This window comes from Sphingobacterium sp. SRCM116780, from assembly GCF_021442025.1.
Taxonomy (GTDB): Bacteria; Bacteroidota; Bacteroidia; order Sphingobacteriales; family Sphingobacteriaceae; genus Sphingobacterium.
In genome coordinates this window covers 887,909-900,334 of sequence record NZ_CP090446.1, presented here as the reverse complement: position 1 = coordinate 900,334, position 12,426 = coordinate 887,909, and the positions used below count along the sequence as shown (strand labels likewise).

At 33.2% G+C, this 12,426-nt stretch carries 10 protein-coding genes; 5 read left to right on the top strand and 5 right to left on the bottom strand.

Features of this window, described 5'->3' with window-relative positions; translation table 11 throughout:
- Positions 1 to 14: 14 nt before the first annotated feature.
- The 3 genes from LZQ00_RS03910 to LZQ00_RS03900 all read left to right on the top strand — a co-directional run bounded on the left by LZQ00_RS03910 (position 15) and on the right by LZQ00_RS03900 (position 4,041).
- Positions 15 to 1,529: a hypothetical protein gene (locus LZQ00_RS03910; RefSeq protein ID WP_234512104.1), complete on the top strand. Its 1,515-nt coding sequence runs from the start codon at positions 15 to 17 to the stop codon at positions 1,527 to 1,529.
- A 92-nt stretch (positions 1,530 to 1,621) separates the two neighbouring features.
- Entirely contained in the window at positions 1,622 to 3,178 is a 1,557-nt protein-coding gene (locus LZQ00_RS03905) for a sodium:solute symporter family transporter (RefSeq protein ID WP_234512102.1), read from the top strand.
- A gap of 287 nt (positions 3,179 to 3,465) precedes the next feature.
- Positions 3,466 to 4,041 carry an AAA family ATPase gene (locus LZQ00_RS03900; RefSeq protein WP_234512100.1) on the top strand — a complete coding sequence of 192 codons (576 nt, stop codon included), beginning with the start codon at positions 3,466 to 3,468 and terminating at the stop codon, positions 4,039 to 4,041.
- 89 nt (positions 4,042 to 4,130) lie between these two features.
- Here LZQ00_RS03900 and LZQ00_RS03895 read toward each other — a convergent pair whose 3' ends face one another.
- From LZQ00_RS03895 to LZQ00_RS03885, 3 genes are all read right to left on the bottom strand, one after another.
- On the bottom strand, positions 4,131 to 5,405 hold the full coding sequence (locus tag LZQ00_RS03895; RefSeq protein ID WP_234512098.1) for an ATP-binding protein: 1,275 nt from the start codon (positions 5,403 to 5,405) through the stop codon (positions 4,131 to 4,133).
- Between the two features lie 340 nt (positions 5,406 to 5,745).
- Complete coding sequence (locus LZQ00_RS03890) at positions 5,746 to 6,711, bottom strand: D-2-hydroxyacid dehydrogenase family protein (protein WP_234512097.1); 966 nt, start codon at positions 6,709 to 6,711, stop codon at positions 5,746 to 5,748.
- A gap of 526 nt (positions 6,712 to 7,237) precedes the next feature.
- On the bottom strand, positions 7,238 to 8,395 hold the full coding sequence (locus tag LZQ00_RS03885; RefSeq protein WP_234512095.1) for an AbiH family protein: 1,158 nt from the start codon (positions 8,393 to 8,395) through the stop codon (positions 7,238 to 7,240).
- Between the two features lie 259 nt (positions 8,396 to 8,654).
- Here LZQ00_RS03885 and LZQ00_RS03880 point away from each other — a divergent pair, with 259 nt between their 5' ends.
- Together LZQ00_RS03880 and LZQ00_RS03875 are read left to right on the top strand one after the other, a co-directional pair.
- On the top strand, positions 8,655 to 8,795 hold the full coding sequence (locus tag LZQ00_RS03880) for a hypothetical protein (RefSeq protein ID WP_234512093.1): 141 nt from the start codon (positions 8,655 to 8,657) through the stop codon (positions 8,793 to 8,795).
- A 207-nt stretch (positions 8,796 to 9,002) separates the two neighbouring features.
- Complete coding sequence (locus LZQ00_RS03875) at positions 9,003 to 9,569, top strand: hypothetical protein (RefSeq protein WP_234512091.1); 567 nt, start codon at positions 9,003 to 9,005, stop codon at positions 9,567 to 9,569.
- A 77-nt stretch (positions 9,570 to 9,646) separates the two neighbouring features.
- On the opposite strand, the gene LZQ00_RS03870 is transcribed toward LZQ00_RS03875, so the two are convergent.
- Both LZQ00_RS03870 and LZQ00_RS03865 read right to left on the bottom strand, forming a co-directional pair.
- Positions 9,647 to 10,369 carry a hypothetical protein gene (locus LZQ00_RS03870; protein WP_234512089.1) on the bottom strand — a complete coding sequence of 241 codons (723 nt, stop codon included), beginning with the start codon at positions 10,367 to 10,369 and terminating at the stop codon, positions 9,647 to 9,649.
- Between the two features lie 123 nt (positions 10,370 to 10,492).
- Positions 10,493 to 12,334 (bottom strand): hypothetical protein, encoded by a 1,842-nt coding sequence (locus tag LZQ00_RS03865; RefSeq protein ID WP_234512087.1) that lies wholly within the window; start codon positions 12,332 to 12,334, stop codon positions 10,493 to 10,495.
- Positions 12,335 to 12,426 lie beyond the last annotated feature (92 nt).

The following is a 12,426-nucleotide window of genomic DNA, read 5'->3' as shown; positions in this document are numbered from 1 at the left end:
TAAACTTAAAAATTATGAGAATGAACATCTTAGTAAAAACAATGTTTGCCGCATTGGGTATCAGTATGTCCACTGCGTGCGAAACTACCACAGTCAATATTTCACAGAATATTGACAATGACTTAATCATACAAACCACACAGCCATCTGCTTTACCATTTGCAGGTATAGGTGCCCAATGGGGCGGTTATGATAACCTATGGCAGTGGATTGGAACAGGAACTTTAAGTAACCAAGATTGGACAAAATTATTTCAACGAATTGATTTTATGCGTCCAGGATTGGTTCGCATTATTACAAGTCAGGGCTGGAATTATTATGATAACGGTATTTATGATCCCGATAAAAGTGCAGGTACTTTATTTAAGATGTTGGATTACTGCCAAAGTCATAATGTGAGTGTTATTTTCGGAGAATGGGGAGAAGAAGAACTGGCCAATAATCAAGTCGATGAAGCTTGGTTAGATCGAGCGACAAATTTCTTAGGTTACCTCATTAATACGAAGGGATATACCTGTATCAAATATTACAACATGTGTAATGAACCTGCAGGATCTTGGTCAACTATTGGAGGTGATTATGATCTTTGGCGCAGAACTTTCCAGAAATTAATCACACTGATGGATCAAAAAAACTTAAGTAGCAAAGTCAAATTGATTGGACCTGATGTAGCAGTATGGAATAACAATGATTTGTTGTGGTGGTTGACATATGCGCATAATGAATTAGGAACAGGATTAAAAGCTTTTGATATACACACCTACCCGAGTCAAGATCATATCAATGGAACAAGCTATCTGAGCACTTTACAAGCTTATCGGGCTGAAGTTCCGCAAAACGTAGAAATGCTCATGGGAGAATTGGGAAGTAAATACGATTATGATGCAAACCATCCTTTAAATGTAGAAAATAAGAGTAGAATTGCCAGTGATCCAAATACTGCTGATGACTCCAATATGTTCGTCTATGATTCGTTTTATGGAATTGACGTTGCAAACGCGCTTATTCAAAACTTACAAGCTGGGTACAATGGTGTTGTTGTTTGGAATATGGATGATGCGATGTATGATGATGGTCAAGGAAAACTAAAAAGATGGGGATTTTGGAATATTTTAGGTGCTGAAAAATTCAATAGTCCCCAGGATGAGAATATCAGACCTTGGTTTTATCCTATTTCATTATTCAGCAGATATGTACCTAAAGGAAGTCTTATTTTTGATATGCAAATTCCTGATAAAAAAGGCCTTCGTGCTATAGCTACGCAGGCAAATAATAAAACCACTATCGTTATCTGTAACTCTAATGCTGTTACTTATAATCTTAATTTAAAGTCAACAACTACAATGCAGTTATCGAACGCTAAAATTTATAAATACACGGCGCTCGATGGTGCTAATTTCACAGGAACTGTCGATCAAAATGGTTTTGCACAGCCACAGCAAACAACAACTATCAATTTAACTAATGGTGCAAGTTATAGCCTAGAAATACCTGGGAATACATTTGTATTAATAACAACAATGGACTAAACACATTCTATTTCTTTATTGGTTATACCTCTTAAATGGTGGATTAAATTATTATATTTGACACCAGCTTAACGTATAACCAATAAAGATTCATGACTTATCCTGTTACATATGAAATTGTAGTATTATTACTCTATTTTATAGGGATTATTATACTCAGCTTTTACTTATCCAAGAAACAGAAAGTTTCTTCTGAATCGTATTTCTTAGCCAATAGGTCTGCCAGTTGGCTTGTGGTTGGTTTTTCATTATTTGCAACAAGTATATCCAGTACCACATTAATCGGCCAGATTGGTGACGCTTATCTTTCCGGGTTCTCCGTTTATAACTATAACCTGACGGGAGCTGTTGTCTTGGTGTTTTTCGCAATCTTTCTACTCCCCCTTTATATTAAGTCTCGTATATTTACTATTCCTCAATTTTTAGAATTACGATACGACAAAAAAGCAAGGTATTATTTCTCCTTCATTACCATCATCAGCAGTACTTTTTTAGATGCTTCTGCGGCACTATATGCTGGAGCAATCATCTTTAAACAATTATTACCGCAACTCAGTATTCAAGAGATTGTCATTATTTTTTCCATTATTACGGCGTTATTTACTATTCCAAGAGGTCTTTCCGTGATCATTAAAATTGAAGTTATCAATGCGATCATTATTTTAATCAGTAGTATCGCTTTAGCCATTTTTTGTTTTAATGTAGAATGGACATATTTTATCGACCTGATACAAACGAATAGTGACACGATCAAACTTCTTCGTCCTGCGGGAGACCTGATTATGCCCTGGACGGGTGTCCTATTTGGCATGCCTATTTTGGGGATATATTTTTGGGCAAATAACCAAACAATGGTTCAACGGGTATTGGGAGCCAAGAATATTAATGAAGGTAGAAAAGGCTTGTTACTGACGGCCATTTTATCGCTTATCGCCGCATTCCTGATAACGACAACGGGTATACTGGCTAAAGAATTGGTACCCGGAGTATCAAATCCTGATGCCGTATACCCTACACTATTGTTTCATTATCTACCTACTGTTCTTCGAATATTTATTCTCTTAGCTTTATTTTCGACACTGACCACGACCCTTAGTGCCATCATCAATTCTGCTTCTACGCTATTGACAATTGATTTTTACACCCAATTGAAACCTACGTTAACCTCATCACAAAAAGTAATTGTAGGAAAAATATTTTCTATTATCTTATTGGTCATCGCTTGCATATGGGCGCCATTTATTTCAAAATATGACTCGCTTTTAAAGTACTATCAAGAAATGCTCTCTTATTTAGCCCCCCCTATTGTGTCTTTATTTATTGCAGGTATATTCTTTAAGCGAGTAAATGCAAAGGGTGCTTTTATCGGATTCCTAGGGAGTTCTATTTTGAGTGTTTTAATTTTCTTAACGAAAGAAACGTACTTTCCAACAATCCATTTTTTGAATATTGTACCTTTTAGCACATTATTCGGTATGTTCCTCATTTATTTATCGAGCCTTTTGTTTCCGAAGCCAAGCGATCAAAAACTAGAAAATTTATTGTTCTCCTGGGACAAATTTAAAAATGACTTAAACAGTCACAAATCGTATTACATCGCCTGTTTATTAACGCTAATGCTTATTTCACTTTGTTGGTTCATATTTTGATAATTTAAAAAATCTACTTTGATCTGTGTACATGACGAAACATATAAGTTTCTTCTCACTAATTTTTAGTACTCATCTGCATCTTGAACTTCTTAAAAAACTTCATTATCTTTGTCAATAAGAAGTTTCGCTATTATCTACCTATTGATTCAGCCCATTTAGCTCCACCTCCTGAGTCTTACATATTCATTTTATGAACCTTTATAGCTTAAAAATCACAACAATAATTTTAATTCTTTAACTAGAAAATCCTATTCAATGCCCTTGAGTATTTAATATAAAAACCAATGAAACAGCAGTATATCAATATAATTATAAAAAATAATTTTTACATTATAACTGGCGGCCCAGGAGTTGGTAAAACAACTTTAATACATGAATTGGAACGGAAAAAGATGAACTGTGTCCCTGAAGTTGCCAGAGTGATCATTAAAGACCAGATAAAGAATAACGGGAAAGCTCTACCGTGGCAGGATCCCGAAGAATATTCGAAATTAATGCTTTCTTATTCCATTCAGGATTTTATCAAACTTTCCAATACGGACGAACTGTATTTCTTCGATAGAGGAATACCTGATACTTACGGTTATGCACGCTTAATGAATTTTAATGATGACGAAAATCTAACGCATGCAGTAAATAAGTACAGATACAATAAAATGGTTTTCATTCTTCCTCCCTGGGAAGAAATATACGAACAAGATAACGAACGCCAACAGGATTTTCAAGTAGCTAAAGAGACCTATCAAGTAATGAAAGACAGCTATGTACGTTTGGGATATTCTTTAATTGAGGTACCTCATCTCCCTCCTGCTGAAAGAGTTGATTTCATATTAAGCATGATCCCCAAATCTATTCCATAAATAATCAGATATAGCATCATAAATATGATCCACAAAAATTCGTTGAATAAAATAGGATAAGAATAGGTAGGTGATATCGTTCGATTCGTTTAGTTTTTTTCCAATACAGCAGTTAGTTTTTGTTTTTCAAATTCTGAAAGTGTGACAATCTGTTCGATCATAGATTGTATAGCTCTTCTTTTGTCAGATCGCAAGAGTAATTGCAGCATACCTAAAAAAGTTTTTTGTTGACTCGGTCGCAATCCATTAAAAATTTTAGGTTCAACACAGTACAATTCCCGCAGAACATCAAGTAAATCTTGTTGATCCACTTTATCTCCAAAATCTTCAGAAATTAACGGTAGTAGCTGCTTTTCTTGCGTTTGCAATAAATGTTTGTCAGCAGCCAATTCCCGTAAATATTTTTTCTCTTTCTTTGCTAAAAAGTCCTTTAGTTCAGCACGCAGTTTTTTATAAATAACAAATGTACCCGTATGACTGAATAGATTATCTTCTTCACTTTCATCAAGCGCTTCCTTCTCTAAAAGATCAAAAAATGAAGACTCAATGAAGACGCTATGATGAAAATCTATCGCATTATTATTGAAACTTGTCAATTGTTTGCTGACTTCAGTTTTATCCGGATTAAGGAAGTAGTAATAGTATTTATCACCAATACGTTCACCCCAACGGATAAAATCTACTTTGAATCGGTAGCTGTTATCATTGTGATCTGCGATAATCCAAGTAATGGATTCATTCTCCAAGATAAGCTGTTCGTATTGAATTGCTTTACCATTAATCGTCAAAGCATAATCTGCTTCTTTATTAAGCAAGAGAAACCAGCCAAATTCTTGTGCCAGGAAATCATAAAATTCAACAGAAGACAAAGCATCAGCTGTAAGTCCAAATATTCCTTCTAATTTGACAGTTGTTCCAGTATGTTTCTGATTAGAAACTTGTTTATCCAAATCTTCATATTCCTCTTTTTTATCGTAATCTATAACGATTTTATATTCCCAAAGTTGATTACCATCCTTATAAACGGTCAACCACGTTGCTTTTGAAGCGAAAAGAGAAAAAGAGAAACGACCCTTACCCTTTTTTCCCCGCATATAGGAAGACCGTTTTAGTGACTTTCTTTTTTGTGAGTCTAAGAAATTACCAAAAGATTGGGATAAGGTATCATGCAAAATTCCAGAACCGTTATCAACGATATTAATCACCGTGAGGAAGCCTAACTCGTTTGCTTTAAAATTCAAATCTATTTGAGAAGCGCCTGCATCAAACCCATTCCAAATATATTCTGCAATTGCATTTTTATAATCCTTCGGGAGACCGGCAGAATCAATGCTGGCATTCGTGACGGTAGCTGTGTTTCTCATATCTAGTTAAGCTATTTATGCTACATTAAATATATAACTTTTTCTCATGAACCGAAATATGTAAATGAATTTATTGAAATTCTTGATAGCTCATTTTTAAAAACAAGATGCTGACAATAGGTTCAGAATAGGTGAAATATTAATTCTAAAAGAGCTTATTAATCAGTTCTTTCCATTTATTAGTACAATGAATTGATCATGTATCATAAGCACTTTCCTCTGTTATGATTATGGTTTGATACGCTGTTTGTAACAACTAATGAGAAGCGATTACTTAAGAGATTGCTAAAAAACGAGCAAACTACTATTGCCAAGGATCCGATGTTGACTGTAGGTTTTTTTAGTTCAGCGTTTCTGGGTTTGCAATATTTGTTGGGTTTCCGTTTATATAATTTATAACATTTTCAAAAGCCTTACCAAAATATAGTTCATATCCATTTTGTTCTACATACCCTAAATGTGGTGTACAAACAACATTATTCATCTTCAATAACTCGAAATCTTTGTCATAGATGGGCTCTGTTTCATAAACGTCAATACCTACGAGCATGTTCTTTCCGCTTTTTAAAACATTTTCTAGACCGTTCTTTTCAATAAGTTCAGCCCTTGCTGTATTTATCAGAACAGAGGTTTCTTTCATATTTAGTAAATCTGCTTCTTTTACAATTCCGATTGTCTGTTCGTTTAGTCTTAAATGTAAGGTGACAATATCTACATTTCTAAAGAAAAACTCCTTACTTTCTGCTTGTTCAAAACCATCTTCAACAGCTTTCTTTCTTGAACTTTCACTACCCCAAACGACAACCTTAGCACCAAATACTTTAGCATATTGTGCTATTTTTTGCCCTATCTTTCCGTATCCCCAAATTCCTAAAATCTTTCCATTTATCGTTGTGCCTATATTTATTTGCCACTTTCCATCTTTCAGTCCCTCAATAGCTTGTGGAATCTGTCTTACCGTATTCATTAATAATGCCCAAGTCAATTCTGCAGGCGCTATTGGCGAACCAACACCTTCTGCAACTGAAACTTTATATTTAGTACAAGCGTTAAGATCTAAATGATTCGAAATTTTTCCTGTTTGACTGATGAGTTTTAGTTTTGGTAATTTGTTTAAAAGTTCATCTGTTATCTCAGTTCGTTCTCTCGTTAATACCAAAATTTCTGTGTCAGATAATAATACCGAAAGTTTATTGGGGTCTTTTTCGGTTTTGTGTAAGATTTCTACATGTTGTCCGCTTAAGCGTTCAAAACATTTCAATGTTTCTATAACATTTTGATAGTCATCCAGAATAGTAATTTTCATCTGTTATAATTTTAGTTTTGTTTTTCTACACTTACAGCGGATTAGGGCTTTGCGTTCGTAGCGGAAATGAAGCGTTATTGATCGCTGACTTTTTTTTCTCGACATAATATCCAAGCATGAGATAATGCTATTTATGCTGTATTAAATATATAACTTTTTATGATTTTACTGAAATTTCTAACACATCCTTCTCAAAACAAGGTATAATGAATGGGTCAAAAGAACAAAGGAAATATCAATTCGAAAAGAGCTTATTAGTCAGTCCTTTTCATTTATCTAGTATAATGAATTGACGATGTTTCATTAACACGTGCGTCTGTTCTAAAATGGGTGGTAAGATGACAACTAAAAATAAAGCATCCTAATCACTTCCAATTCTACGTCTTCCGATGGAATCAACAAATCCTATCAGATAGCTTCAAATATTTGATGATGTGTTGTGAATGGCGGAACTTGGTTAAGTTACGATCGAATAGAATTGAAGATACAACACCAGTGTAGAATAGTAAAGTGTTTTTAAACTTTACTATTCCATTTTTAATGCTTCATTAAAATGTTGCAAAACGCTTCGTAATTTTACTTTATCTTTAAAATTACGAGCAATATTGTAGGTAGTTGTAAGATAAGACTCCATTCCACTATAATGGAATACATGGATCTTTTGGCAGTATTTATCTTCAAATAACATATTTAGTAAGGTACGATCAGTAATACTACAAGAATGGCCAAGTATGTATATTTCATAATTCCCTTTAGCTATAAAGCCAAGGAGTTTGCTATAGCTACTAGTTCTAAAATAATGAAAAGATTTCATGCTCTTTAACCATTCATCATCATACAAAGTTTCTATCTCAGAATAAAAATCATTCTGTTCATCACCAATTCCAAATATAACATTATCAATATTGCTATGAATGTCGCCATGAATATTTACAATTTCAAAATTCGTATAATAATCATCAACATTACGTTTAACTTCGGCACTAATTGATGTAATATAATTTGTATAATTAAAATTCAAAAAAAGTACATTTCGTTCGGTGTTTCCAACAGTATCCATTTGAGATGATTGTTTAAATTTATTTCCCCAATCAACATGATTTCTAAATAAGTAGTCTTTAAAAGATATTGGTGAGTTTTGTGTTTTAAGATAATCAATAAGCTTACTTTTCAAACAAGCAACAGAATCGTTTAAACTTTTTATATTTTCATATTCCTCGCAATAAAGAATAGATTTTTTTCTATGTATGCTTATCACACTTTTATCCTGAACTAATTTAGAATGGGAAGTTTTAAGAAATCTTAATATTGCATCTTCTATACCATTCCAGTCGCTTTCGAAACATTCTTTCAAAATAAAACGGACAAAATCATTTTTTGGAATTAAGCGTATTTGAATATTTTCATCAAAATAGTTAAACACTCCGTCCGAGATGTCAATTCGTGGACTTTTGATCATATTATCTAACGATTCTAAATCTTTAAACATTAAATTAATTTCACAGTCATGATTCACTTGAATCTCAAAACATTCATCTTGATAAATTCCTTTGACTTGATTTTGAGCAGATATGAAGGAATTTTTTAGGTAATCGACTATAAAGTTCCTATAGCTCGTCTTTAATCCATGATTTAAATCAAAACCATTTCCTATTAGAAATATTTTATTGCTACGTTTTAACATATTTGTGGGTTTGTTTGAAAGTAAGATATTAAAATGACTTATCAAACTGTCCTTTATCTGCACTTAAGATAGAAGCATCTTTGACTCAAATCAAGATAAAACAATGTCAATTTATGAAGCTATAGCTGAAATGCGTCGACTTTCTTAATTCAAAAATCAAGTTAGTAACCGTACTCGCAGACAATATTATCATTCATTAATAAAAGAGCAATCAATTGATTACCTTTTTGGTTATATTGGAAACTCAAATATTAACCATATGAATATATTTTTACAAACAGCATATAAGGTAATAGACATTCCAACACACTCTTGCTATGATATAGCTAAAGATTTTATTATCCCTGTAGCAGGTTCTTTTATTGCATTTGGAGGTGCATATTTAATTATGTCTTGGTAACATAAAATAAACGTTAAAGCTAATGTTAAGAAAGAATATGAAACAAAAACAATCTTTAGAGATTTCCTTGGTTTAACTTTAGATAAAGTACTCACACAAAATAATGAGAACTTAAAAATATTTGATACATATGTTAAAGAATTCAATTTTGATAAAAGGCACACTATATCAAGGTATTTAATTGGTCAATCAGGATTAAAAACAATTATGAAAATTGACGAAAGTAAAATTCATTGGGCTTTCTCAGAAAGCAATAAAGAAAAGATATTTAGACAAGTTTTATCAGATTATTTTACTGCAATTCACACCTTAAATGATGCTTATTCGCTTTTCTCAAAAATTTTTGAAGATTTCTTGACATTTCATTCATCAATAGGAGTAGAAATTAATGAAATGTATTCCCAATTCTATAAAGAGTTTGATTTGTTGGTTCAATCAGACAAAGTAGATTCCACTAATATATTAATTATTAAGGATGGTTGGCTGGATCGACAAATTATAGAAATTAAAAATAAATTTAAAGATCCGAAGGTTGATATCTCAAATTTTAAATTGCTTAGTGATTTCATTGATGACATCTTCAACAGAGTTCGACCAACTGGTGTAAAAGAGCAAGATCAATTATTTTTACAAAACTATATTGTGGAAATCAAAATAAAACTTAATCAACTAAAGTTTAAATATGAAAATTTTACTTCAAACATTGAAGAATTGAAAACTATAATCTTAAGTTGTCATAAACAACTACAGATTTTTAGGTTAAAAATAAAATAAAAACATATCAAAATACTGTTTATAAACGAGGTAAATTCTTTTGAACTCCGAAGATGGCCAATCATAGATATGTTTAGTTAAGATTTCGGTGTCGGACTGTTATTTGCCAGATCTGTCCGTCTTTTAGCTGATTGAAATTCAGCCTTTTTCCTCAATTCTTCCATAACATTAACCGGCCGTAGTTCAGATAACTTTTCATCAAACACCACGAAATCAGGCATTTCCGTTTGTGACGATGGAAGTTGGCTTTGTTTTAACGAATAATCAAAAACCTTATCAATCACCATCAGAATTGTTTCTTCAGACAGTTCACCGTCTAATTTAAAATCAGTTAGTTGGCCGTTGTTAAATCCAATACGTAATCCGACGTTTGTTTTTTTTACCTGACCTGACATCGAAGATGAGTTGTTTTTATTCCTGACTTTCCTCCACACCTTGATAGCAGTCGCTTTTACTGCTTCCCAAGCAGTATTTTTCCCAACATGTTCCAGAATAAGTTTAAAGGCAGGAGAACTAATAAACAAGGCTATATGAAGCATATAATCGTCAATATTGGCGTAAGCTATGCCGCTTTTATCAAAACGACTAAGTTCTAACCCTGCTCCTTTAAATGTACTTTCTATTTCAACGATATCACGATCATCAAGTAAACCTCCATAATATTCTAGATGAACCACATTGGGACCATGCTTGATAAGGGAGTGCTTTAACTTCATTTTTTCAGTAAGATTATCTGCTTCCTCAGATGTATAGATACCATTATCCTGAAGTGCCTTTATATAAGTGGCTTTATCGAACATATTTATTAAGTTTGTTTACAGAGAATATATGTAAAGTTAACACAAATTGCAAAGAGTCTTATAATGGGGTTGAGTAATACCTACCTGTCTCAAAAATTTACACTTGTATTTGCTTTATAAGACCTAAAAACTGTACTTTTTCCAACCCTTTTTTTGCAGGTGTTTCTCAAACCGCTCCATCGCAAATTTATAAAGTAAAGTATACAATGGTGTCCGTTCAAAAAGTATATGGTGATCGATACCCTGACTGGCTTTAAGCTCATATAAATCTTCATCAATTTCTAAATCATTCTCAAAAGGCTTCTTATAATCAAAGGGTGCCTCATCAGCATAGAAGAACTGCACTTTGAATGAAGTTTTTTTACCAGCAACCATTCTGAACTTATAATATCCAATAGCTGGTGGTTTATTTAACTTATCAGCAAACTCATGGAGAACAAAGATCAACAGATCATAGTCTTCTTCAAACTTCAGCTCATCAAACAGCTCATTAAAAAACAAATAGATAAAAGTATTATAAGTTGTAATTAAGTTACTGACCATTGCTTTCATGTTTTCAAACATCACCTCTTTCGAAAACCCGCTCCAGATCAACCCACCCCCAATATCTCTATCCCTATCTAAATACGGCTTAATGGCATATATAGCCCCGTTACCAATTAAATAATCTAGCAATTTAACTAAATAAGGAATATCAAACAAGCTACTGTTCAGTTGAAGCTTATCTTTATACTTTTGATATATTGCCGTGATCTCATAATTGGCAAATAACTTTTCCAAATCATCCTTTCTACTGAAGCTCTTTTCATAGAGTTTTTTAAGATCGACAGGGATCACAATTGCATTAGCCAGATAATCCTCGGGGATATCACTATGCGAATAATTCATCAATAAACACGGCCACTTTTCAAGCACAAGAAATCGAAGAAACTTTAATGTTATCTGCTCTGAACCATCAGGATCAATAAGAATTAATCGTTTATAGTAATTTAAAAATGCGGAGATATATTCATGAGCTATACAGTCATTGATCACAAATAATCTTTTACCTTCTATTACCTTTTTTAGTCCTTCATAAATTTCCTGATAAGCGGTTTGAACTGGCTTATCAATGATGGGGTTAGACATCGCTCTTGTAAAACCATATTCATTCATGAGTCCACGCGCCCTTGGAAAATCAATCTTCTTAATTAGGGAATCGTTCAGTTTATAATTTACGGTGTATAACAGATAATCGATCTGGTTCACCTCGAAGTTCACATAAGCTAGTCCGACTTTCCATACACCAGGAAAAAGCAGTTTCTTCATCGTGTTGAATTTATAGTCTAAAAGATTATTATAAAGATCTAAGAATCGATGGATGTGAACGTAATTCTCATCCTCTGTCCCTACAGCCTCTTTGGTTAGTTTGGTCAGTTCCGAAATGGTTAAAAGTGAGTTCCTCAGACGTTCATTAACCGAATTGAAATTACTGATACTGAAATGATGCGCTTTGCAGATCGACAACCAGTGTCCATAGTAGTTGGTATCGTTTTCTTTAATGTAGTTATTCTTATTAAAATGAATAACTAATGTATTACCCTTAGCACCATCAAAAAGTTGGCTCGATCTTTCTTTAGAAAAATACTCCCAATAAGCACATTTGTTTCCAATGTCAATTACAATAAGCAAAACGGGTACGGCGGCAACATCCCGGCAATACATAATAAAACTTAAGTGCACCTGAAATTTAGGAGCTTTACTGTTAGATCTATGTAGCTTTTTGAGTTGGACTTCCATTTTTCCTTGCGGAATTTGATCCTGGTCAGTAAGCTCCAGATAGCCATCGATATTGGGGAATTTGTCCAGTTCTTTGATATCGGGTTTAACCCGTTTTAAATCCAGAAGCGTACGAAAAACAGCCAAGGCACTAATTTCCTCAGTATTCATCGCTGGGTAAGCTGCGGGTCGGATTCTCTTGCTCAATTTCTATTTTTTTAGATTGACGGCAATGATTTAGGTTTAAAGATAAGCATTCTCTCTATTTTGACATAACAGTTCCCCTAATAAAAACATTA